This is a genomic window from Streptosporangium subroseum, from assembly GCF_900188345.1.
Classification (GTDB): Bacteria; Actinomycetota; Actinomycetes; order Streptosporangiales; family Streptosporangiaceae; genus Streptosporangium; species Streptosporangium subroseum.
Window position 1 is genome coordinate 80,930 of record NZ_FZOD01000005.1, and the last position, 22,444, is coordinate 103,373.

General features: G+C 69.2%; 17 protein-coding genes. 9 read left to right on the plus strand and 8 right to left on the minus strand.

Annotation, left to right across the window (positions count from 1 at the left end; translation table 11 throughout):
- Nucleotides 1-142: 142 nt before the first annotated feature.
- From CHC08_RS06985 to CHC08_RS07005, 5 genes are all read left to right on the plus strand, one after another.
- Nucleotides 143-2,938, plus strand: a complete 2,796-nt coding sequence (locus tag CHC08_RS06985; protein WP_089206351.1) for an aconitate hydratase — start codon at nucleotides 143-145, stop codon at nucleotides 2,936-2,938.
- 530 nt (nucleotides 2,939-3,468) lie between these two features.
- Entirely contained in the window at nucleotides 3,469-4,596 is a 1,128-nt protein-coding gene (locus CHC08_RS06990) for a sugar ABC transporter substrate-binding protein (RefSeq protein WP_089206352.1), read from the plus strand.
- Between the two features lie 178 nt (nucleotides 4,597-4,774).
- Nucleotides 4,775-5,539: an ATP-binding cassette domain-containing protein gene (locus tag CHC08_RS06995; RefSeq protein ID WP_089206353.1), complete on the plus strand. Its 765-nt coding sequence runs from the start codon at nucleotides 4,775-4,777 to the stop codon at nucleotides 5,537-5,539.
- Nucleotides 5,536-6,783 carry a sugar ABC transporter permease gene (locus tag CHC08_RS07000; protein WP_089206354.1) on the plus strand — a complete coding sequence of 416 codons (1,248 nt, stop codon included), beginning with the start codon at nucleotides 5,536-5,538 and terminating at the stop codon, nucleotides 6,781-6,783. The genes CHC08_RS06995 and CHC08_RS07000 overlap by 4 nt, the downstream gene beginning before the upstream one ends.
- A gap of 35 nt (nucleotides 6,784-6,818) precedes the next feature.
- On the plus strand, nucleotides 6,819-8,021 hold the full coding sequence (locus tag CHC08_RS07005) for an ROK family transcriptional regulator (protein WP_089206355.1): 1,203 nt from the start codon (nucleotides 6,819-6,821) through the stop codon (nucleotides 8,019-8,021).
- 158 nt (nucleotides 8,022-8,179) lie between these two features.
- Here CHC08_RS07005 and CHC08_RS07010 read toward each other — a convergent pair whose 3' ends face one another.
- The 3 genes from CHC08_RS07010 to CHC08_RS07020 all read right to left on the minus strand — a co-directional run bounded on the left by CHC08_RS07010 (nucleotide 8,180) and on the right by CHC08_RS07020 (nucleotide 10,572).
- Nucleotides 8,180-8,587 carry a hypothetical protein gene (locus tag CHC08_RS07010; RefSeq protein WP_143653130.1) on the minus strand — a complete coding sequence of 136 codons (408 nt, stop codon included), beginning with the start codon at nucleotides 8,585-8,587 and terminating at the stop codon, nucleotides 8,180-8,182.
- A 251-nt stretch (nucleotides 8,588-8,838) separates the two neighbouring features.
- Entirely contained in the window at nucleotides 8,839-9,621 is a 783-nt protein-coding gene (locus CHC08_RS07015) for a neutral zinc metallopeptidase (protein ID WP_089206357.1), read from the minus strand.
- A 90-nt stretch (nucleotides 9,622-9,711) separates the two neighbouring features.
- Nucleotides 9,712-10,572, minus strand: coding sequence for a neutral zinc metallopeptidase (locus CHC08_RS07020; RefSeq protein ID WP_089206358.1), 861 nt, complete (start codon nucleotides 10,570-10,572; stop codon nucleotides 9,712-9,714).
- 179 nt (nucleotides 10,573-10,751) lie between these two features.
- On the opposite strand from CHC08_RS07020, the gene dxs reads away from it, so the two are divergent.
- The gene (gene dxs, locus CHC08_RS07025) at nucleotides 10,752-12,683 is read left to right on the plus strand and encodes a 1-deoxy-D-xylulose-5-phosphate synthase (protein WP_089206359.1); all 1,932 of its coding nucleotides are present in this window, start codon (nucleotides 10,752-10,754) and stop codon (nucleotides 12,681-12,683) included.
- On the opposite strand, the gene CHC08_RS07030 is transcribed toward dxs, so the two are convergent.
- The gene (locus CHC08_RS07030; protein ID WP_089206360.1) at nucleotides 12,628-13,284 is read right to left on the minus strand and encodes a DedA family protein; all 657 of its coding nucleotides are present in this window, start codon (nucleotides 13,282-13,284) and stop codon (nucleotides 12,628-12,630) included. The two genes, dxs and CHC08_RS07030, sit on opposite strands and share 56 nt — an antisense overlap.
- A 141-nt stretch (nucleotides 13,285-13,425) precedes the next feature.
- Here CHC08_RS07030 and CHC08_RS07035 point away from each other — a divergent pair, with 141 nt between their 5' ends.
- Nucleotides 13,426-14,928, plus strand: a complete 1,503-nt coding sequence (locus tag CHC08_RS07035; protein ID WP_089206361.1) for an amino acid permease — start codon at nucleotides 13,426-13,428, stop codon at nucleotides 14,926-14,928.
- Between the two features lie 73 nt (nucleotides 14,929-15,001).
- On the opposite strand, the gene CHC08_RS49360 is transcribed toward CHC08_RS07035, so the two are convergent.
- Nucleotides 15,002-15,169, minus strand: a complete 168-nt coding sequence (locus CHC08_RS49360) for a hypothetical protein (protein WP_162641950.1) — start codon at nucleotides 15,167-15,169, stop codon at nucleotides 15,002-15,004.
- Nucleotides 15,170-15,465: 296 nt separating this feature from the next.
- Here CHC08_RS49360 and CHC08_RS07040 point away from each other — a divergent pair, with 296 nt between their 5' ends.
- The gene (locus CHC08_RS07040; RefSeq protein WP_089206362.1) at nucleotides 15,466-16,347 is read left to right on the plus strand and encodes an AraC family transcriptional regulator; all 882 of its coding nucleotides are present in this window, start codon (nucleotides 15,466-15,468) and stop codon (nucleotides 16,345-16,347) included.
- 106 nt (nucleotides 16,348-16,453) lie between these two features.
- The gene (locus CHC08_RS51285; RefSeq protein WP_089206363.1) at nucleotides 16,454-18,391 is read left to right on the plus strand and encodes a maleylacetate reductase and hydroxyquinol 1,2-dioxygenase domain-containing protein; all 1,938 of its coding nucleotides are present in this window, start codon (nucleotides 16,454-16,456) and stop codon (nucleotides 18,389-18,391) included.
- A gap of 9 nt (nucleotides 18,392-18,400) precedes the next feature.
- Here CHC08_RS51285 and CHC08_RS07050 read toward each other — a convergent pair whose 3' ends face one another.
- The 3 genes from CHC08_RS07050 to CHC08_RS07060 all read right to left on the minus strand — a co-directional run bounded on the left by CHC08_RS07050 (nucleotide 18,401) and on the right by CHC08_RS07060 (nucleotide 22,229).
- Complete coding sequence (locus CHC08_RS07050; RefSeq protein WP_089206364.1) at nucleotides 18,401-18,865, minus strand: SSI family serine proteinase inhibitor; 465 nt, start codon at nucleotides 18,863-18,865, stop codon at nucleotides 18,401-18,403.
- A 95-nt stretch (nucleotides 18,866-18,960) separates the two neighbouring features.
- A complete protein-coding gene (locus CHC08_RS07055; protein WP_089206365.1) occupies nucleotides 18,961-21,033 on the minus strand; it encodes a 3-hydroxyacyl-CoA dehydrogenase NAD-binding domain-containing protein in 2,073 nt (690 codons plus the stop codon).
- The gene (locus tag CHC08_RS07060; protein ID WP_089206366.1) at nucleotides 21,030-22,229 is read right to left on the minus strand and encodes a thiolase family protein; all 1,200 of its coding nucleotides are present in this window, start codon (nucleotides 22,227-22,229) and stop codon (nucleotides 21,030-21,032) included. Before CHC08_RS07060 ends, CHC08_RS07055 begins: the two co-directional genes overlap by 4 nt.
- Between the last annotated feature and the right edge of the window lie 215 nt (nucleotides 22,230-22,444).

A 22,444-nucleotide genomic window follows, 5' to 3' on the forward strand; every position in this document is an offset into this window, starting at 1 on the left:
TATCGAGACATCCGCTGCGATCCGCAGGTGGCCGTCGAGTTAGGCATACCTAACAGACTCGGGCACTCCGACGGTGCGGCAGGATTCAACTGCGCCTTCAGTACCGGCGCGCCAGACACCAGGGTGATGAGGGAGGCGAACCGTGTCCGCGAACAGTTTTGACAGCCGTGACACGCTCCGCGTCGGTGACGCGGGATACGAGATCTACCGGCTGGACGCCGTCGAGGGGTCGGGACGCCTCCCGTACAGCCTGAAGATCCTTCTTGAGAACCTGCTCCGCACCGAGGACGGCGCGAACGTCACCGCCGACCACGTGCGTGCCCTCAGCCAGTGGGACCCCGCGGCCACGCCGAGTGTGGAGATCCAGTTCACGCCGGCCCGCGTGATCATGCAGGACTTCACCGGGGTTCCCTGCGTGGTGGACCTGGCGACCATGCGCGAGGCCGTCCGCGACCTCGGCGGCGACCCCGCCAAGATCAACCCGCTCGCGCCGGCCGAGATGGTCATCGACCACTCGGTTATCGTCGACTTCTTCGGCGGGCAGGACTCCTTCCAGCGCAACGTCGACAAGGAGTACGAGCGCAACCGCGAGCGCTACCAGTTCCTGCGCTGGGGCCAGACCGCCTTTGACGAGTTCAAGGTCGTCCCGCCGGGCACCGGCATCGTGCACCAGGTGAACATCGAGCACCTGGCCCGCGTCGTCATGACGCGCGGCGTCGGCAAGGACGGCGAGGCGGTGCTGACCGCCTACCCCGACACCTGCGTCGGCACCGACTCCCACACCACCATGGAGAACGGCATCGGCGTTCTCGGCTGGGGCGTCGGCGGCATCGAGGCCGAGGCCGCGATGCTCGGCCAGCCGATCTCCATGCTGATCCCGCGCGTGGTCGGCTTCAAGCTGACCGGCAGGCTCCCCGCGGGGGCCACCGCCACCGACCTGGTGCTCACGATCACCGAGATGATGCGCAAGCACGGCGTCGTCGGCAAGTTCGTGGAGTTCTACGGCGACGGCGTGGCCAGCGTGCCGCTGGCCAACCGGGCCACGATCGGCAACATGAGCCCCGAGTTCGGCTCGACCTGTGCGATCTTCCCGATCGACGGTCAGACGATCGACTACCTCACGCTGACCGGCCGCCCCGCGGAGCAGGTCGCCCTGGTCGAGGCCTACGCCAAGACCCAGGGGCTGTGGCTGGACCCGGCGAGCGAGGAGCCGGTCTTCTCCGAATACATCGAGCTGGACCTGAGCACGGTCGTCCCGTCGATCGCCGGTCCCAAGCGCCCGCAGGACCGCATCGCGCTGTCGGACGCCAAGAGCGCCTGGCGCGCGGCCGTCAAGGACTACGCCCCGAGCGTCCCGGGCCCGGTGGACGAGGCCTCCGAGGAGTCCTTCCCGGCCTCCGACTCCCCGTCGATCTCGCACGGAGGCAACGGCGACGAGCCGCACGCCCCCGGCCTCAACGGCGACCGGCCGCGCAACCCGGTCCAGGTCACCCTGGCCGACGGCACGAGCTTCGAGATCGACCACGGCGTGGTGACCATCGCGGCCATTACCAGCTGCACGAACACCTCCAACCCGTTTGTCATGATGGGCGCCGCGCTGCTCGCCAGGAACGCGGTGGACAAGGGCCTGACCCGCAAGCCGTGGGTCAAGACCTCCCTCGCCCCCGGCTCGCAGGTCGTCACCGGCTACTTCGAGCGCTCCGGCCTCCAGCCGTATCTCGACAAGATCGGCTTCAACCTGGTCGGCTACGGCTGCACCACCTGCATCGGCAACTCGGGCCCGCTGCAGGAGGAGATCTCCACGGCCATTCAGGCAGGCGATCTCGCGGTCACCGCGGTGCTGTCGGGCAACCGCAACTTCGAGGGCCGGATCAACCCCGAAGTCAAGATGAACTACCTGGCCTCGCCGCCGCTGGTCGTCGCCTACGCCCTCGCGGGCACCATGGACCTCGACCTGAACAACGAGCCGCTGGGCGTGGGTTCGGACGGCAAGCCGGTGTTCCTCGCCGACATCTGGCCGTCGCAGGAGGAGATCGCGGCGGTCGTGGCCTCCTCGATCGACCGCGAGATGTTCCTGCACGACTACGCCGACGTGTTCGAGGGCGACGAGACCTGGCGCTCGCTGCCGATCCCGACCGGCAACATCTTCGAGTGGGACCCGACCTCGACCTACGTCCGCAAGCCTCCCTACTTCGACGGCATGCCCGCCTCCCCGGAGCCGGTGACCGACATCTCCGGCGCCCGGGTGCTGGCCAAGCTGGGCGACTCGGTCACCACCGACCACATCTCCCCGGCGGGCTCCATCAAGTCCGGGACCCCGGCCGCGCAGTACCTGCGCGAGAACGGCGTCGAGCTCAAGGACTTCAACTCCTACGGCTCCCGCCGCGGCAACCACGAAGTGATGATCCGCGGCACCTTCGCCAACATCCGGCTGAGGAACCTGCTGCTCGACGGCGTGGAGGGCGGCTACACCCGTGACTTCACCCTCGACGGCGGCCCGCAGTCCTTCATCTACGACGCCTCCGCCAACTACCAGGCCGCGGGCATCCCGCTCGTCGTCCTGGCGGGCAAGGAGTACGGTTCCGGCTCCTCGCGCGACTGGGCTGCCAAGGGCACCGCGCTGCTCGGCGTCCGCGCCGTCATCGCCGAGTCCTACGAGCGCATCCACCGCTCCAACCTGATCGGCATGGGCGTGCTGCCGCTGCAGTTCCCCGAGGGCCAGACGGCGCAGTCGCTGGGCCTGACCGGTGAGGAGACCTTCGACGTCATCGGGGTCGAGGAGCTCAACAAGGGCGGCACCCCGCAGACCGTGACGGTCAGGGCGGGCGACAAGGAATTCCAGGCCGTCGTGCGCATCGACACCCCCGGAGAGGCGGACTATTACCGCCACGGGGGCATCATGCAGTACGTCCTGCGCTCCCTGCTCGCCAAGAGCTGAGCAGGGGGGCGGGGCCGTACGCAAGCTCCCGCCCGCATCGGGGGAACACCCCGAAAACCAGAGCCGCCCAGAGGGACACCATCCCTCCGGGCGGTTCTGCGTTTCGGCCGGATTCCCCGCCACACCGGTCGCTGGGCATTCTCGCGCTCCTCGGCAAGCTCCCCGCGCAGGCGCTGACATCCGGGGCGCTGCTGATCCCGTTTCTTGTCGTGGGCTTTCTGGCATCCAGGCCGTTGCGGCGCTTTCTGGACGGTGGGCTGGTCAGAGGCACGATTCTCGTGCTGGCCGGGGTATCCGCTCTGTTGTTGGTCGCACAGAGCACCTGGGGTTAAGAGTGCGTTTCTGGATTGTTACCAGCCACAACAAACTTTACCTGCAGGGGGTCTGGTGTTCCAGGCCAACAGCGGAATACGTTGCCGCAAACAACATTCAACGGAACGGTGAGCCGAGACCCGGAGCGCCGTCCCCGTGAATTCGGCATGCCGCACTCCCAGACCCCCCACCTTTTTCGAAGAAAGGACCCGTGCATCATGCGCAAGGGGATCCTCAGCCTGACCACCGCCGCCGCGGTAATGACCCTCGGCCTCACTGCCTGCGGGGGCGATGGTGCCACCACCGCTGCCCCGAGCGACGCAGCGTCCTCCGGAAGCGCGTCCGCCCCCGCCGCCGTCGCCGGCAAGGTCGGCGTCATCCTGCCGGACAGCAAGTCCTCCGCCCGCTGGGAGACCGCGGACCGCAAGTATCTGGAGGAGGCCTTCAAGGCCGCGGGTGTCGCCTACGACATCCAGAACGCGCAGGGTGACAAGACCCAGTTCCAGACCATCGCCGACCAGATGATCACCAACGGCGCCACGGTCCTGATGATCGTCAACCTGGACAGCGGCACCGGCAAGGCTGTGCTCGACAAGGCCAAGGCCCAGGGTGTGGCGACCATCGACTACGACCGCCTGACGCTGAACGGCGGCGCCTCCTACTACGTCAGCTTCGACAACACCAAGGTCGGCACCCTGCAGGGTGAGGGCCTGGTCAAGTGCCTGACGGACAAGAAGGCCGACAAGCCGATCATCGCCGAGCTCAACGGCTCGCCCACCGACAACAACGCCACGCTGTTCAAGAACGGCTATGACGGCGTGCTCAAGCCCAAGTACGACTCCAAGGAGTATGTCGCGGGCCCGGACCAGTCGGTTCCGGACTGGGACAACGCGCAGGCGGGCACGATCTTCGAGCAGATGCTCACCGAGCAGCCGAAGATCGCCGGCGTGCTGGCCGCCAACGACGGCCTGGGCAACGCCGCCATCGCGGTGCTGAAGAAGAACAGCCTCAACGGCAAGGTCCCGGTCACCGGCCAGGACGCCACCGTGCAGGGACTGCAGAACATCCTCGCCGGCGACCAGTGCATGACGGTCTACAAGGCGATCAAGAAGGAGGCCGACGCGGCGTCCGCGCTCGCCATCGGCCTGGCCAAGGGTGAGAAGCCCACGGCGCCCGCCACGGTCAAGGACACCGAGAGCGGCGCCGACGTGCCCGCCGTTCTCCTCGACCCGCAGCCCATCTTCTTCGACAGCGTGAAGGACGTCGTCGCGGATGGCTTCGTGACCAAGGACGAGCTGTGCACCGGCGAGTTCGCCGCCAAGTGCACCGAGGCCGGAATCCAGTAACGCGCTGAGGGGGGCACGGCCGGTGATCTTCCGCCGGTCGTGCCCCCGCGCCCGGGTGCGGTCACGGTGCCCCGAGGGACGAGGAAATGCGCGTCACGAGCACTTCCGAGCCACGAGGGAAGGCACAGGCCTCAGGCGCCCGGGCCTCGCTACGGGAAATGAACACAGGGAGCACCTAATGACCCCCGTACTGGAACTTCGTGGGATCGACAAGAGTTTCGGTCCCGTACAGGTCCTGCACGACGTCGACTTCTCCGTCCATCTCGGAGAGGTGACCGCGCTGGTCGGAGACAACGGCGCCGGCAAGTCCACCCTCGTCAAGTGTGTCGGCGGGATCTACCCGATCGACTCCGGCGACTACCTGTTCGACGGCAAGGCCGTCCAGGTCCACAGCCCTCGCGACGCCGGCGCCCTGGGCATCGAGATCGTCTACCAGGACCTCGCGCTCTGCGACAACCTCGACATCGTCCAGAACATGTTCCTCGGCCGCGAGCAGAAGCGCGGACTCGTCCTCGACGAGGACACGATGGAGGAGATGGCGGCCAGGACGCTGGAGAGCCTGTCGGTCAGGACCGTCAAGTCCATCCGCCAGCTCGTCGCCAGCCTCTCCGGCGGGCAGCGGCAGACCGTGGCCATCGCCAAGGCCGTGCTCTGGAACGGCAAGGTCGTCATCCTCGACGAGCCGACCGCCGCACTGGGCGTCGCACAGACGGCGCAGGTGCTGGAGCTGGTCCGTCGCCTCGCCGACCAGGGACTGGCCGTCGTCCTGATCTCGCACAACATGAACGACGTGTTCGCCGTGTCCGACCGGATCGCCACCCTCTATCTCGGCCGGATGGCGGCCCAGGTGAAGACCTCGGACGTCACCCACGCGCAGGTCGTCGAACTGATCACCTCTGGCCGCAGCGGGGACCTCGGCCTCACCAACGGAGTCACCGTATGACCGCCACGATTTCCCCGAAGCGTACGCACGAGTCACCCTCGATCAGGACCAACGTCCGCGGCTACGCCGAGCGGGTCCGCGGTGGCGACATGGGTGCGCTGCCCGCCGTGTTCGGCATCGTCGTGCTCTGTACGATCTTCGCCATCCTGCGTCCCGCCTTCCTGACCAACGGCAACTTCGCGAACCTGTTCACCCAGGGCGCCGCGGTCACCGTGATCGCCATGGGCCTGGTCTTCGTGCTGCTCCTCGGCGAGATCGACCTGTCGGCGGGCTTCGCCAGCGGGGTCTGCGCCGCGGTGCTCGCGATCATGCTCAGCAATCAGGGACTGCCCTGGTACGTCGCGGTGGGCGCGGCCATCCTCACCGGCGTGGTGATCGGCACCACGCTCGGCTCCATCGTCGCGAAGCTCGGCATCCCGTCCTTCGTGGTGACGCTCGCCGCCTTCCTGGCCTTCCAGGGACTCGTCCTGCTGCTGGTCCAGGGCGGCACCATCATCGCCATCCGCGATGAGACGATCCTCGCCATCGCCAACAAGAACCTCCCGCCCGTGCTGGGCTGGATCCTGCTGGCCGTCGGAGTCGCCGCCTACGCGGGGCTCCAGCTTCTGCGCGCCCGCAAGCGCGCCGCCCGGAGCCTGACCTTCGACCCGATCTCACTGATCGCGATCCGGGTGGCCGCCCTCGCCCTGCTCGGCGGGCTCGCGGTCTACTTCCTCAACCTGGAACGCAGCCGCAACGCGGCGGTCGTGTCGCTCGCGGGCGTGCCGATCGTGGTGCCCATCATCGTGGTGCTGCTGGTGGTTTTGACGTTCGTGCTGCGCCGTACCGCGTTCGGACGCCATCTCTACGCGGTCGGCGGCAACGCCGAGGCCGCGCGCCGGGCGGGCATCAACGTCGACCGGATGAAGATCAGCGCCTTCGTGATCTGCTCCTCCATGGCCGCGGTCGGCGGCATCATGGCCGCCTCCCGGGCCAGCTCCGTCGACCCCAACACCGGTGGCAGCAACGTGCTGCTCTACGCGGTCGGCGCCGCCGTCATCGGCGGCACGAGCCTGTTCGGCGGCAAGGGCCGGGTGCTGGACGCCGTCCTCGGCGGCGCCGTGGTCGCGATCATTGAGAACGGCATGGGCCTGATGGGCTACAGCGCCGGAATCAAGTTCATGGTCACCGGATCGGTCCTGCTGCTGGCCGCCATGGTGGACGCGCTGTCCCGCAAGCGGGCGGCCGCCACTGGTCTAAGGTGATCAGCGACCTCGATCCACCGAAGGAATCTCACGCGATGCGGGCAGGCCCCTCCCAAGAGGAGATCCGGCGCCACAATCTTGGTGCTCTGCTCCGCCACGTCCATCTGAGCGGGCCGACCTCGCGCGCGGAACTCACCAGCCGGATGGGGCTCAACCGCAGTACGATCATGGCCCTTACGGCGGACCTGACCGCCGCGGGCCTGGTCAGGGAGGAGCTCCCCAGGGAGACGGGCAGGGCAGGGCGCCCGTCCCTGGTGGTGCGTCCGGAGTCGGCGCGGGTCTACGTGTTCGCCCTGGACGTGGGCGTCGACCGGCTGGTCGCCGCCCGGGTCGGCCTGGGCGGCACGATCCTGGACCGGCGAGAGACGGTACGGCGACGCGGCACCTTCTCCCTGGACGAGATCGTCGGGCCGCTGGCCGCCTTCGCGCGGCAGATGCACCGCAAGACCCGGGCCGACACGGTGTGCGTCGGGGTGGCGGCCGCCTTTTCCGGGGGAGTGGCCCGCGGTGACGGCGTTGTCAGGTTCGGGCCGAACATGGGTGCGGTGGACGTGCCCTTCGCCGATGAGATGGCCCGCAGACTGGCGTTCGGCCTGCCGGTCATGGTGGGCAACGACGCCAATCTCGCCGCTCTCGCCGAGCACACCCGCGGGGTCGGCGTCGGCTGCCGCGATCTCGTCTACCTCCACGGCGACGTCGGCATCGGCGGCGGCGTGATCGTCAACGGCCAGTTGCTCGGCGGTCACGGGGGTTTCGGCGGCGAGGTCGGGCACATGGTCGTCAACCCCAAGGGCCGTTCGTGCGGGTGCGGTTCGCTCGGCTGCCTGGAGGCCGAAGTGGGGGAGCGGGCACTGCTGGAGTCGGCCGGCCTCTTCGGTTCCGGCGTCGGCAGGGACGCGGTCCGTGCCGTGGTGGACGCCGCCGACCGCGGCGACATCGGCGCCCAGGCGGCCCTGAGCCGCGTCGGCGACTGGCTCGGTCTGGGCGTCGCCAACCTGGTCAACATCTTCAACCCCGAGATGGTCGTGTTCGGGGGCATGCTCCGCGAGATCTATCTCGGCTCCGCCGCCCAGGTGCGCAGCCGCCTCGCCGTCGACGCCCTCCCCACCTGCCGCGACAACCTGCGCCTGCGCACCTCGGCCCTCGGCGATGACGCCACCCTGGTCGGCGCCGCCGAACTGGCCTTCGCCCAGGTGCTCGCCGACCCCATCGAAGTCCTCGCCCGCGCCGGCTCCTGACCCTCCCGCCGGGCCTCTCGCCCGCCGCCCTCGTCCGGCCGGATCCGGTGGCCTCGCCGTTCTCGCACCTCCGGGCGGGACCGTCCTCATGCGCGGTCCCGTGCCTGCCGCCGACCGGCGGCACCCCGGGTCTCCGAGGCGCCGCCGGCCGTCGCGCATTACCTGATCAGGCCGGCGACCAGGTTGCGCAGCTCGATGTGCCCGGCCTTGACCTCGGCCACGTCACCCTCGACCCGCTTCATCGAGACCTCAAGGTTCCCGACGGAGCGTCTGAGTGTGCCGATTTCCTCCCGGATCTCGGCCTGGCCGATCCTGAGCTCGTCGGTGGACTTACGGAGTTCCTCCTGGCCGACCTTGAGCTCGTTGGTGGTCGTACGGAGCTCGTTGGTGGTCGTACGGAGCTCGTTGGTGGTTGTACGGAGATCGTTCGTGATCGTGCGGAGATCACTGAGGACGACCATGATCGCCGCCGAGGTTGCTCGATGTTCCCTGGATTCCTCGCGGAGCGTGACGATCTCGCCCTCCACGACCTTTACCCGCGTTTCCACGTTCGCGTCCAATGTCATCTCTCCTCGCAGTCGAACAGTAGGGGGAGCCAGAGCCGGCGGTTTCGTGACCATGGAGGGCGCTCAGGTGGCAGCACCAGACTACGCACGGTCACGAACGACTTGCCACTCGTGATCGGTTCGGAGTGGCGTCCGCGAGTCGGCCGGGGTGGCGGCGGTTCCACCGGGTGGGAAAAAGAACCACCCGTCGCGCACAAACGGCGACGGGTGGTCTGTCCGGCGGGTGGTGGTCGGGCGAGCTCGGGCTGTGGTCAGGCGACCTTGGACTTGGGCGCGGAGAAGGTGTTGCAGGCGCCGGGGCTCTCCTGCTCGAAGCCGCGGGTCAGCCAGTAGGCGACGTTCTGGCCCCTGCCGTGGCTGGCCGTGCTGCGGGCGTAGCTCAGGACGTAGGTGAAGTCCGAGGGGCGGCGGTTCAGGGAACGCCAGACGCTGCCGGTGAAGGCGCCGCTCAGGCACTCGGCCTGGAGTTCGACCTTGCGGACCTCGGCGAGGAACTCCTTTTCGGTCCTGTACTTCCGGGAGGCGTACGTCCGCATGATCCCGGTGAGTTGCTGCACGTGATGGCCATACTCGTGGGCCATCGTCTGGAACAGGAACAGTTCGTTCGCCTGGGAGAGGATCCCCGGGCTGAGCAAGAAGGTGATCTTGTTGTTGCGGGAGCAGTAGAGCGCCTGGGCGTCCTTGGGGAACGGGCCGCAGCCCGTGGGGAAGCCGAGGCGGGAGGTCGTCTCGAACCTGGGCTTGGTGAAGGGCAGCTTGGCCTTGGTGAGCTGCTGCCGCCAGCTGTCGTTGAGGCAGTCCAGGACGAACTCGAGATAGACCCGGGCGGATTCGCGATCGCCGGGGCTGAGCGACTCCTCCTGCTGGCACGTTCCAGGGTCGAGCTTCCCGGTCTTGTAGATCGGGTTGTGAATCAGGGCCGCGGCGCCGGTGGGCACCGGCCCGTTCCGCTCGGTGATGCCCGCGCTCGCCGTACCGGTGAACAACACGCTCGCCAGCACGCCGCACAGCAGCGCAATGATGGGGGGACGCATGATCAAACCCTATGGGAGCCCGTAAGCCGGGGTAAAGCGGAAATAAGCTGCGCGGGCAGGGTGGCCACGCCGGCCGGGTGATCGGGGGTGTCAGCTGACACTGCGCGGAGAGGCGAGCCCGGTGTTGCACGAGGCGGGGGAGCCGGACGCGAAACCGCGTTCCATCCAGTAGGCCTGGTTGCGGCCCTTGCCGTGGTCGTTGCGCGGCCAGGTCTTGTCGCCATTGGCGGAGATCCACTGGACCATGGCGTCCCAGTGCTGCCGGGTGACCGACAGGCTGCCCGCGGCCTCGCGGAGGAAGGCTGAGGCCAGGCAGTCGGCCTGGAGCTCAAGGCGCCGGGAGAGGGCGAGCCTGGCGGACGGCTTGGCGTGCCAGGAGCTCTGGCCGTAGTAGGGCAGGATGCCGGCGAGCTGCTGTACGTGGTGAGCGTACTCATGTGCCATGAACTGGGCGTGGTTGGGGCCGTACGCGTCCTTCAAGATCTTGCGGGTCACCCCGATGTATATGGTGCGGTTGACGGAGCAGTAATAACCGCCCGCTCCGGTGGGCCAGCGGCCGCAGGGGCTGCTTACCTGGGAGGTCACGAAGCGGAGCTTCGGCGGGGAGAAGGGGAGCCGGGCCTTCTTGAACTGGGTCCTCCAGGCCAGGTTCAGGCACCGGTTCACGCCGGTCATGAAGGATCGGTAGGAAGCCGCGTTCCCCGGCTGGATCTGCCCGGCCCGGCATCTGACCTTGGGCATCGCGCCGACCCGGTAGAGGGGGCTCGCGGTCGCGGCGGCGCGACCGCTCGGTGCCGCCCGCTCCTTGGCGAGGGGGACCCTGGCCGCGGAAGGGGCCTTGGCGGGGGGTGGGACCACTTTGGAGGCGGGCGGGGCCGCCTCGGCGGCGGGTGGGGCGCTGGAGGGGGTGGAGGACGGAGTGGCGATGATGACGATTCCCGCGGCCGCCACCAGGAAGACTAAAGAGGCGAGGAGCAGTGACGATGGTCGCCTGGGGGGGAGGGTGTCCATTGTGAGGAAAAGGCTAGGGCAAGTGTGGATAAAGCGCGCAGGATCTCACCTCTTGGAGGCAGCGCCCTCCGCGCGAACTACACTCGTTTCGACGATGACTGGACAGAGGGGATGATTCCGTGAGCGAGCGGACCGGGCAGCCTGGAAGTCTTCTGGAGTCGGTCAAGGGGCCACGGGACCTGAAACTCCTGTCCGCCGACGAGCTTCCACAGCTCGCCGTGGAGATCCGGGACCTGCTGATCAGCTCCACGGCCCGCGCCGGCGGCCATCTGGGGCCCAATCTCGGGGTGGTCGAGCTGACGATCGCGCTCCACCGGGTCTTCGACTCGCCGCACGACCGCATCCTGTGGGACACCGGCCACCAGGCCTACGTCCACAAGATGCTCACGGGTCGCGCCGGGCAGTTCGACACGCTCCGCCAGGAGGGCGGCCTGTCGGGCTACCCGAGCCAGTCCGAGTCCGAGCACGACGTCATCGAGAACTCCCACGCCTCCACCGCGCTGTCGTACGCCGACGGCCTGGCCAAGGCCTACAAGGTGCGTGGCGAGTCCGATCGCGCGGTCGTCGCGGTGATCGGCGACGGAGCGCTCACCGGCGGCATGGCCTGGGAGGCGCTCAACAACATCGCGGCGCACAAGGATCTGCCGCTGATCATCGTGGTCAACGACAACGGCCGCTCCTACTCGCCGACCATCGGCGGGCTCGCGTCGCACCTGGCCTCGCTGCGCACCACCGAGCGCTACGAGAACATGCTCGACTTCGTCAAGGGCAACCTGACCAAGGTCCCGGTGCTCGGCCCTCCGGTCTACGACGCCCTGCACGGCGTGAAGAAGGGCATCAAGGACGTCCTGGCCCCGCAGGTCATGTTCGAGGACCTCGGCCTGAAATACATCGGGCTGGTCGACGGCCACGACGAGCAGGCCGTGGAGACCGCGCTGCGCAAGGCCCGCGGGTTCCGCCGCCCGGTCATCGTGCACGTGCTCACCAAGAAGGGCGCCGGCTACTCGCCCGCCGAGAACCACGACGAGGACTGTTTCCACTCGCCCGGGGTCTTCGACCCGCTGACCGGCGAGGAGAAGCCCAAGCCGCACGGCTGGACCAACGTCTTCAGCCAGGAGATCGTACGGCTGGGCGCCGAGCGGCAGGACATCGTGGCGATCACCGCGGCGATGCTCGGCCCGACCGGTCTGATCCCGTTCTCCCAGGCCTATCCCGACCGCCTCTACGACGTCGGCATCGCCGAGCAGCACGCTCTGACCAGCGCCGCCGGACTGGCGCTCGGCGGGCTCCACCCGGTGGTCGCCCTCTACGCCACCTTCCTCAACCGGGCCTTCGACCAGCTCCTGATGGACGTCGCCCTGCACAGGCTGCCGGTCACGGTCGTGCTCGACCGGGCGGGCGTCACCGGCGACGACGGCGCCAGCCACAACGGCATGTGGGACCTGTCGATCCTGCAGGTCGTCCCCGGCCTGTCCATCGCGGTCCCGCGTGACGAGCCTCGTCTGCGCGAGCTGCTGGCCGAGGCCGTGGAGGTCGACGACGGCCCCACCGTCCTCCGCTACCCCAAGGGGCCGGTGTCCGCCGAGATCGAGGCGGTCGGCCGGCTCGGCGAGATGGACGTGCTGCGCACGGGCGACCTCGACGTGCCGTCCGACGTGCTCATCGTGTCCGTCGGCCCGATGGCCGAGCTGTGCCTGGAGGCCGCCGCCCTGCTCGACGCCCAGGGGATCTCGGCCACCGTGGTGGACCCGCGCTGGGTCAAGCCTCTGGACGAGGCGTTGGTGCCGGCCGCCCGCGCGCACAAGCTGGTCGTGGTGGTCGAGGACAACGGCCGGGTGGGTGGCGTCGGCGACGCGGTCGCCCGGACGCTGCGCGACGCCGACGTGGATGTCCCGGTCCGCACCTACGGCATCCCGCAGCGCTTCCTGGAGCACGCCAAGCGGGCGAAGATCCTCGGCGAGATCGGGCTGACCTCGCAGGACATCGCCCGCGAGATCACTGAAGCGGTCGCGAAGCGGTCTCCGGAGTTCGAGAACCAGCCGGCTCGCTGATCTCCATTTCTCTGTTCGCGCGGGCCCGTCGGCTGATCACGATGAGGCCCGCGACGACGACGGCGACGCATCCGGCGACCGGCACCATCAGGTGCTCGTTGTTCCGGACGAACTCGCCGGCGACGGAGCCCAGCACCAGATAGGCGCTCACCCACACCGTGCTGCCGGCCAGGGCCCAGCGGATGAAGCGGCCGTACGACATGCCGAGGGTCCCGGCGAGGACCGGGGTCAGCGCGTTGACCACGGGCAGGAAATAGGCGGCGGCGAGGGCGGGGCCGCTGCCCTCGCCCGTGGCCAGTCGTTCGGCGCGGGCCCACCGGTGTTCGCCGATCCACCGTCCGGCCCTGCTGTGGCGGACGAGCGAACCGTACCGCCGGCCGATCAGCCAGCCGCCGGTGGCGCCGAGGTGACACCCGACCACCCCGGCGACCGCCACGAGCGCGACCTCGGAGGGGCCGGTCAGCGCGGTTCCCGCCACGATGATCGCCGCGTCTCCGGGGAGCACGACTCCGATCAGCAGCGAACCGTCCAGCGCCAGCACCGCCAGCAGCACCGCACCGACCAGATATGGGTCCAACTGTCCGAGAGTTTCCATGAGCATGGCTCAAGGGTGTCGCCCGGGAACCCCGGAGACATCCGGACTTTCCCCCGAAGAACCCCGAGTTTGCCGTTCGTCGGTTGACCGGGTGGGCATGACTTGAGTCATAGAGAACGACGACTCCGGACGGTCAAGGTGAACGGCATGGATGCTTTACGCGTCAAGTCGGTAGAACAGTCGGTCCAGGACACCGAGGCTCCCGAACATCGGTTGCGCAAGGACCTCAGCGCGCTCGACCTGACCGTCTTCGGTATCGGCGTCATCGTGGGCACCGGCATCTTCGTGCTCACCGGCCGGGTCGCCCGGGAGATGTCCGGGCCGGCGGTCGCCCTGTCGTTCGTGGTCGCGGGCATCGTCTGCGCGCTGGCCGCGCTCTGCTACGCCGAGTTCGCCTCCACCGTGCCGGTGGCGGGATCGGCCTACACCTTCGCCTTCGCCACGCTCGGCGAGTTTCCCGCCTGGATCATCGGCTGGGATCTGATGCTGGAGATGATGCTCGGCGCCGCGGTCGTCGCGGTCGGCTGGTCGGGTTACCTGAACTCGCTGCTGGAGTCCCTGGGGATCCCCCTGCCCGATGTGATCGCCGGGGAGAACCCGGTGTTCAACCTGCCCGCCGCGCTGATCGTGCTCATCCTCACCGCGGTCCTGGTCATCGGGATCAAGCTGTCGTCCCGGGTCAACCTGATCATCGTCTCGATCAAGCTCGCGGTGATCGCCCTGGTCATCGTGGCGGGGCTGTTCTTCATCAATCGGGAGAACTACGTCCCGTTCATCCCGCCCTCCAAGCAGACCCCCGCGGTGGAGGGCCTGTCCGCGCCGCTGATCCAGGTGCTGTTCGGGGTCACCCCCGTCGCCTTCGGCGTCCTGGGCATCTTCAGCGCCGCGGCGATCGTGTTCTTCGCCTACATCGGGTTCGACGTGGTCGCCACCGCGGCCGAGGAGACCCGCAACCCCCGGCGCGACCTGCCGATCGGCATCATCGCCTCGCTGGCCATCTGCACGATCCTCTACGTCGCGGTCTCCCTGGTGGTCGTCGGCATACAGCCCTACCAGCGGCTCAGCGAGTCCGCGCCGCTGGCGGACGCGTTCAAGGCGGTCGGCCTGACCTGGGCGGCGACCCTGATCAGCATCGGAGCCCTGGCCGGGCTGACGACGGTCGTGATGATCCTCATGCTGGGCATGTCGCGGGTGATGTTCGCGATGAGCCGGGACAACCTGCTGCCGGGCGGGCTGGCCAAGGTCCACCCGACGTACCGCACGCCGTACCTGATCACCATCATCATGGGCGTCGTGGTCGCTCTGCTGGCGGGGCTGCTGCCGCTGGCCACGATCGCCGAGCTCGTCAACATCGGCACGCTCTTCGCGTTCGTGATCGTCTCGATCGCCGTGGTCATCCTCCGCCGCACCCGCCCCGATCTGCCGCGTTCCTTCCGGACGCCGCTGGTGCCCCTGGTGCCGATCCTGTCGGTGCTGGCCTGCCTCTACCTGATGCTCAACCTGCCGGTGGAGACCTGGCTCAGGTTCGTCGTGTGGATGCTCATCGGGGTCGTGGTCTACATCGGGTACGGCTACCGCCACAGCAGGCTGTCGGGGCACTCTCCGGAGGACCGGCGACCTACGAGCGCCAACGAGGCTCCGGCGTCGTAGCGGCGCCGCCGATCCGGACGCCGGCGGGGTCGTTCGCCTCGCCGGCGTCGTCGTCCGCAGGCCCGCGCCGCGGTCAAGAGATGACGCTGTTGGCGAAGACGACGACCGCGCCGAACGTGGCGCCACCGTACATGAGTGAGGACGGCCACGACTTCCCCTCGGTGCGCTTCAGCGCCACCGCGGTGGCCGAGACGCTTATTCCGAGACCGAAGATGACAGCGGCCCGTGTGGTGAGCAGCATCGGGAGACTCCTTGTGTTTGGTGACCTCTCATTCAGCGGCAGCCGGGCGACCGGTTCCCGTCACCAGCTATGTAACCGCTCGTATGTTCGAATATTCGAGAGCCGCGCCCTGTGTTGTGATCTTTTGCCCTGGCCTGGACAACGATGGGGAATCAGAGCCGGGGCTCGTGGCGCCGGGATGCCGCCGGGCGGATGTCCTGCTCTGAACCGACCTGTGGCTCGATTCGTGTCCGATAAGGGTGCAAAACGCCTTATATCGTGAACTGCGGGATCGGCACGGGCAGGAGGACGGCATCATGACGGGGGAGCTGGGGCTGAGCGATACCCAGGGCATCCTGACGCGGCCGGGGGTGCGCCCAGCCCGGACAAGCGAGGGTCTGGGCTGGGGGAGCCTGTATCTCTCGACCCAGCGGGAGCTTCCCTACCACGACGCGTTCGACGGGGCGCCGTGCCACCTGATGGTCCTGCATCTGGACGGCCCGGTCACCGTGCGACGCGGGCGGCGCGGGCTCGTCTCCACGGAGAGGGTGCCCGCCGGAGGACTGTTCCTGCACCCCGCCGAGACCACGCTCAACGTCGAGCTGGGCGGACCGCTGAACACCGTGCACGCGTATCTGACCGATGAGGCGCTTCAGGAGGCGGGAGAAGGAAGGCGGCCGGTCCGGCTGGAAGAGGCGTTCGGCGGCACGGATCCGCTGCTGGAGCAGCTGGTCCTGGCCCTGGACCGGGTCGTCAGGGACCGGCAGCCCGGCGACCGGACGTATGCCGACCAGCTGGCCGTCGCGGTCGCCGCGCAGCTGGCCCGGCACCACAGCACGCGCCGCCGAGAGTCCCCGGAACCGGCGGGTCCGTCCGGGCTGACGGACAGGCGGTTCGCCGCGGTGCGGGAGCTCCTGGACGTCCGGATCTCCGAGGCCCTGCCGCTGAAGGACATGGCCGAGGTCGCGGGGTTGAGCGTCAGCCAGTTCGCCCGCGCCTTCAAGGCCCGCACCGGGCAACCTCCGCACCGGTATCTGATGCGGCTGCGCGTGGAGCAGGCCGTACGGCTGCTGCGCACGAGTACGCTGCCCATCGCCGACGTCTCGGCTCGGTGCGGCTTCTCCCATCAGGAACACCTCACGCGCGTGCTCCGGGCGCAGCTGGGCAGGACTCCCGCCGCCCTGCGGCGGAGCGGCTGAGGTCCCGCGCTTTTTGTGCATCTCCGGCGGCGGGATCGTGCAGGAGATTCCCCGCCCGCGGGCCCGAGACTTGTGGTGACAGTCAGCCGTGCGACAGGAGCGAGTCATGCAGGAATTCACCTACGTCAGACAGGCCGCACGGGTCGTGTTCGGTGCCGGGACGCTGGCTCGGCTGCGCGAGGAGGTCGAACGGCTGGGCTGCTCGCGCGCGGTGGTCCTGACCACCGCGCGCCAGGCGGGCCTGGTCGCCCGCGCGCGGGAGCTGCTCGGACCGCTGGCCGCCGGAGAGTTCACCCGGGCCGTGGCGCACACCCCGACCGACGTCACCGCGTCCGCCCTCGACCTCGTTCGTGAGCTGGGCGCCGACTGCGTCGTGGCGATCGGCGGGGGCTCGACGACCGGTCTGTCCAAGGCACTGGCGGTACGCACCGGCCTGCCGCAGATCATCGTCCCCACCACCTACGCCGGCTCCGAGGTCACGCCGGTGCTCGGCGAGACCGACAACGGGGTCAAGACCACCCAGTCCTCCCCGGAGATCCTGCCGGAGACCGTCGTCTACGACGTGGACCTCACCCTGGGCCTGCCGGTGCCGATCTCGGTGACCAGCGGCGTCAACGCCATGGCCCACGCGATCGAGGCGCTGTACGCACCGCAGGCCAATCCGGTGACCGACGAGCTGGCGCTGCGCTCGATCGCCCTGATGTCCGCCGCCCTCCCCGGGATCGCAGCAGATCCCACCGATCGCGAAGCACGGGCGGACGCCCTGCAGGCCGCCTGGCTGGCGGGCACCTGCCTGGGCGCCGTCGGCATGGGCCTGCACCACAGGCTGTGTCACATCCTCGGCGGTTCGTTCGGCCTGCCGCACGCCGCGACCCACACGGTCGTCCTGCCGCACGTCATGGCCTACAACGCGGGGGCGGCGCCGGACGCCATGCGGCGGATCGCCGGAGCCCTCGGCGCGGCGGACGCGCCGGCCGCCGTGTACGACCTGGTCTCAGCCCTGCACGGGCCCGTCTCGCTGGGTGAGCTCGGCCTGCGCGAGGAGAACCTGGCCAGGGTGGTCGAGCTCGCGGTCGGCGCGTCGTACCCCAACCCCCGGGAGATCACCGCAGACGGCGTCGCCGCGCTGCTCCGCGACGCCTGGGAGGGACGCGGGCCCGCCTCCGAGAGCCGGGCACTGCCGACCGCCGAGCTGCGTACACTCACCGACCAGGTGGTGGCGAGCTTCGACGGCACCCCCGACCCGCGAGTGCGGCGGTTGCTCACCGACCTGGTCCGGCGGCTGCACGGCTTCGTGGCGGACAACGACCTCACCGAGGACGAATGGCAGTACGCCATCGGGTTCCTCACCCGCACCGGGCAGATGTCCAGCGACACCCGGCAGGAGTTCATCCTGCTCTCCGACACGCTCGGCGTCTCCAGCGCCGTCGACCTGCTCACCAACTCTCGTACGGCCGAGAGCACGCCCTCCGCCGTGCTCGGCCCGTTCTACGTCGAGGGCCCGCCGCCGCTACCGGTAGGGGCGGACATCTCCCAGGGCATGAGCGGCACACCGCTGTGGACCTCGGTACGGATCACCGACCCGGAGGGCGTCGCCCTGCCGGACGCGGTCGTGGACGTCTGGCAGTCCAACGACGAGGGTTTCTACGACGTCCAGCTCCATGACCTCGACGGTCCCGCCCTGCGGGCACGTTTCCGCTCGGACGCCGAAGGGCTGGTGGAGTTCTGGTCGATCCTGCCCTCGGCGTATCCCATCCCCGGTGACGGTCCTGTAGGGGAGATGCTCGACGCCGCCGGCAGGCATGCCTACCGGGCGGCGCACGTACACTTCATGATCAGCGCTCCGGGGCGGCAGCGCCTGGTCACCCAGCTCTTTGTCGCCGGCGACCCCCACCAGGACTCCGACGTGGTCTTCGGTGTCAAGGACGCACTGGTCGTCGACTTCCCCGAGCGCAAGGGCCCCGCGCCCGACGGCCGGGAGCTGGACGGCCCGTGGCACTCCCTCGAGTACACCTTCCACCTCGCCCCCGCGACCCCGCGCTGACCCGCCGGCTCAGATGGAGAAGACGGCACCGGTGAGAGCGGTCATCTCGCAGCCGTTGTCGTAGGTCTTGGTGAACCAGACGAACCTGCCCTCCCAGGTGCCGATCGCTCTCACCGTGCGCGGGGCGTACTCGTCGGTGCAGATCATGTCGATGTCGTACGCCATCTTCGACAGGTCGCCGCCGACCCTGCGGATCATGTCGCAGGACGTGGTGAGGGCCGCGCCGCCGCCGTGACCCCGGTCGCAGTCGAGGAAGGCGGTCTTGGCCGGGGCACCCGCGACGGAGACGCTGAGCGCCAGGGAGGACCGGCCCTCCCCGGCGGGCACGGCGGCCACCGGCGGCTGAGACCGGCCGTCCGGAGCGGGCGAGACGGGCGGCGACGATCGATTGTCCGAGACGGGCGCGGCGGTCGTGGGCAGCGCGGTCGCGAGCGCGAACATCGCGCCCGCGGACACGATCATGACGGTTCTCATGTGAGGGGTGATTCCCTCTGCCGGATCAAGATCCGAGTTTTTTCACGTCAAGGATTCTCCTGGTTTTTTACCCGGCGATCCGATAGGCCGAGGACTCAGGCGGGGAGTGAGGCAACGCCCGGCGCGAGGAAGCGCGGGTCGGAGATGCCGGTCCGGTCCAGGTAGGGGGTGATGCCGCCCAGGTGGAAGGGCCAGCCCGCTCCGAGAACCATGCACAGGTCGATGTCCTGGGCCGCCGCGACCACACCCTCGTCGAGCATGAGGCGGATCTCCTCCGCGAGGGCCCGCAGCGCGCGCAGCCGTACCTCCTCCGCCGTCGACGGAGAGGTCCCGCCGGAGAAGAGCGCCACCGCCTCGGCGTCCAGTGAGAAGTCGGGCGCGTAGACGCCGGGCTTGCCCGCCGCGACCAGCTTGGCGAGGTTCTCCGACACGGAGTAGCGGGACGGGAAGGCCTCGTGCATGGTCTCCGCCACGTGCAGCGCGACGGCGGGGCCGACGAGCTGCAGCAGCGTGAACGGGGTCATCGGCAGGCCGAGCCCGTCCAGCGCGTGGTCGGCGACCTCCAGCGGGGTGCCCTCGTCGACGGCGCCGATGACCTCGCCCATGAACCGGGTCAGGAGCCGGTTGACCACGAACGCGGGCGCGTCCTTGACCAGCACGGACGACTTCTTCAGCGATCGGCCGACGGAGAAGGCCGTGGCCAGCGTCGCGTCGTCGGTCTCGGCACCCCGGATGATCTCCAGCAGGGGCATCACGGCGACCGGGTTGAAGAAGTGGAATCCCACGACGCGCTCGGGGTGCCGCAGCCCGGAGGCCATCTCGGTGAGGGAGAGCGAGGAGGTGTTGGTGGCCAGCACGCACTCGGCGGAGACGACCTCCTCCACCTCGGCGAACACCCGCCGCTTGACCGCCAGGTCCTCGAACACGGCCTCGATGACGAAGTCGGCGTCCGCGAACGCGTCCTTGGTCAGCGAGCCGGTCACCAGGGCCTTGAGCCGATTTGCCTGGTCGGCGGAGACGCGGCCCTTGCCGAGCAACTTGGCGATCTCGGCGTGGACGTAGCCGACACCCTTGTCCAGCCGGGCCTGGTCCAGGTCGGTCAGCACGACCGGGACCTCCAGGCGGCGGGCGAACAGCAGTGCCATCTGGGAGGCCATCAGGCCCGCGCCGACCACGCCGACCTTGGTGACCTTGCGGGCCAGGGCCGCCTCGGGTGCGCCCGCGGGCTTCTTGGCCCGGCGCTGCACCAGGTCGAAGGAGTAGAGGCCCGCGCGGAGCTCGTCGCCCATGAGGAGGTCGGCCAGGGCCTGGTCCTCGGCGTCGAAGCCCTCGTCGCGGGAGGCGGTGCGGGCCAGCTCGATCAGGTCCAGCGCCCGGTAGGGGGCGGGGGAGGCGCCGTGCAGCTTCATGTCGAGCAGGAAGCGGGCGTCGGCGACGGTCTTGGACCAGTCATCGGCGGTGTGGTCGGTTCGCGAGACGCTCACGTCGCCGCGCAGCACCCGGGCGGCCCAGCGCAGCGACTCCTCCAGGAAGTCCGCCGGCTCGAACATCGCGTCGGCGATCCCCGACGCGAAGGCGTCCCTGCCCTTGATCATGCGGTTCTGCGAGAGCGGGTTCTCGATGATCAGCTTGATGGCCGCGGCCGGGCCGATCAACCGGGGCAGCAACTGCGTGCCGCCCCAGCCGGGAACCAGGCCGAGGAAGCACTCGGGCGTCGCGACCGCGGGCACGCCGGAGGAGATGGTCCGGTAGGTGCAGTGGAGCGCGACCTCCAGGCCGCCGCCCATGGCCGCGCCGTTCACGAACGCGAACGACGGCACGTCCAGCTCGCCGAGACGGCGGAACACGTCGTGGCCCAGCTTGCCGATCCGCAGTGCCTGGTCCCGCTCGGAGACCAGGGCGGCGCCGTTGAGGTCGGCGCCGACCGCGAAGATGAACGGCTTGCCGATGACGCCCACGGCCACGACGTCGCCGCGGGCGGAGATCGCGTCGAGGGCCTCGCCGAGCGAGGTCAGGCCGCCGGGGCCGAACGTGGACGGCTTGGTGTGGTCCAGGCCGTTGTCCAGGGTGATCAGTGCCATGGTGCCCGCGCCGTACGGCAGCTCCACGTCGCGGGTGATCGCCTTGGTGACGACCTCGTCGGCGAAGAGTTCCTTGATGTCCGTCACTTCTTACCTTCCCAGCTGAGGTTCTCCCAGATGACCGTTCCGCCCATGCCCAGGCCGACGCACATCGTGGTCACGCCGTACCGGACGTCGGGGCGCTCGCCGAACTCGCGGGCGAGCTGCGTCATCAGGCGCACGCCGGAGGAGGCCAGCGGGTGGCCGAAGGCGATCGCGCCACCGTAGGGGTTCACGCGGGCGTCGTCGTCGGCGATGCCGAAGTGCTCCAGGAACGCCAGCACCTGTACGGCGAAGGCCTCGTTGATCTCGAACAGGCCGATGTCGGAGACGGACAGCCCGGCCAGGCGGAGCGCCCGCTCGGTGGACGGGATGGGCCCGACGCCCATGACCTCGGGATCCACGCCCGCGAAGGCGTAGGAGACCAGGCGCATCTTGGGCGCGAGACCCAGCTCCTCGGCGACCTCGGAGGCGGCCACGATGCAGCCGGTCGCGCCGTCGTTGATCCCGGAGGCGTTGCCGGCGGTGACCCGGCCGTGCGGGCGGAACGGGGTCTTCAGGGCGCCGAGCCCGTCGAGCGTGGTGCTGGGGCGAGGAGCCTCGTCCACCGTCGCCAGACCCCAGCCCCCCTCGGCCGACCGGGTCGCCATGGGCACCAGGTCGGGCTGGATCCTGCCGTCGGAGTAGGCCTTGGCGACCTTCTCCTGCGAGGCGAGGGCGAAGGCGTCCGCGCGGTCCTTGGTGATGGACGGGTAGCGGTCGTGCAGGTTCTCCGCGGTCATTCCCATGACGAGGGCGGAGCCGTCCACGAGCTGCTCGGCCAGGAAACGGGGGTTGGGGTCCACGCCCTCGCCCATCGGGTGGCGGCCCATGTGCTCGACGCCGCCGGCGATGGCGACGTCGTAGGCGCCGAAGGCGATGCCCCCGGCGAGCGAGGTCACCGCGGTCATGGCGCCGGCGCACATGCGGTCGATCGAGTATCCGGGCACGCTCTTGGGCAGCCCGGCCAGGATGGCGGCGGAGCGGCCGAGGGTCAGGCCCTGGTCGCCGATCTGCGTGGTGGCCGCGATGGCCACCTCGTCGACGCGGTCGGGCGGCAGGTTCGGATTACGCCGAATCAGCTCGCGGATGACGCGGACCACCAGGTCGTCGGCGCGCGTCCCGGCATACAGGCCCTTGGGACCCGACTTGCCGAAAGGCGTGCGTACACCGTCGACGAATACGACGTCACGAGACGAAGGCACGGAGTTCGCTCCTCGTTGCTGGATTGCTTCACCCCTATGCTACTCGCCGGTAACAACGCTTGACGCGACCAGGTGCCCGGATAGATCGCGGGACGGGACGGACAGGAAAGTAGATTGTTTCTTACAGGCGTGCGCGGGTCTGGGGCCGCGCCTCGCCGATGTGCTCGGAATGCGAGAAGAAAGCATCTCTGGCAGTTTGGAAAACGCTTTCCTGG

What these genes read in the sequence shown, in the direction of transcription:
- CHC08_RS07030 (WP_089206360.1), bottom strand. Translation starts at nt 13,284, where the DNA reads ATGCTCATGGAAACTCTCGGACAGTTGGACCCATATCTGGTCGGTGCG.
- CHC08_RS51285 (WP_089206363.1), top strand. Translation starts at nt 16,454, where the DNA reads ATGCAGGAATTCACCTACGTCAGACAGGCCGCACGGGTCGTGTTCGGT.
- CHC08_RS07050 (WP_089206364.1), bottom strand. Translation starts at nt 18,865, where the DNA reads ATGAGAACCGTCATGATCGTGTCCGCGGGCGCGATGTTCGCGCTCGCG.
- CHC08_RS07005 (WP_089206355.1), top strand. Translation starts at nt 6,819, where the DNA reads ATGCGGGCAGGCCCCTCCCAAGAGGAGATCCGGCGCCACAATCTTGGT.
- CHC08_RS07015 (WP_089206357.1), bottom strand. Translation starts at nt 9,621, where the DNA reads ATGCGTCCCCCCATCATTGCGCTGCTGTGCGGCGTGCTGGCGAGCGTG.
- CHC08_RS07040 (WP_089206362.1), top strand. Translation starts at nt 15,466, where the DNA reads ATGACGGGGGAGCTGGGGCTGAGCGATACCCAGGGCATCCTGACGCGG.
- CHC08_RS06995 (WP_089206353.1), top strand. Translation starts at nt 4,775, where the DNA reads ATGACCCCCGTACTGGAACTTCGTGGGATCGACAAGAGTTTCGGTCCC.
- CHC08_RS07010 (WP_143653130.1), bottom strand. Translation starts at nt 8,587, where the DNA reads ATGACATTGGACGCGAACGTGGAAACGCGGGTAAAGGTCGTGGAGGGC.
- CHC08_RS06990 (WP_089206352.1), top strand. Translation starts at nt 3,469, where the DNA reads ATGCGCAAGGGGATCCTCAGCCTGACCACCGCCGCCGCGGTAATGACC.
- CHC08_RS07000 (WP_089206354.1), top strand. Translation starts at nt 5,536, where the DNA reads ATGACCGCCACGATTTCCCCGAAGCGTACGCACGAGTCACCCTCGATC.
- CHC08_RS49360 (WP_162641950.1), bottom strand. Translation starts at nt 15,169, where the DNA reads ATGCTGCTCACCACACGGGCCGCTGTCATCTTCGGTCTCGGAATAAGC.
- CHC08_RS07035 (WP_089206361.1), top strand. Translation starts at nt 13,426, where the DNA reads ATGGATGCTTTACGCGTCAAGTCGGTAGAACAGTCGGTCCAGGACACC.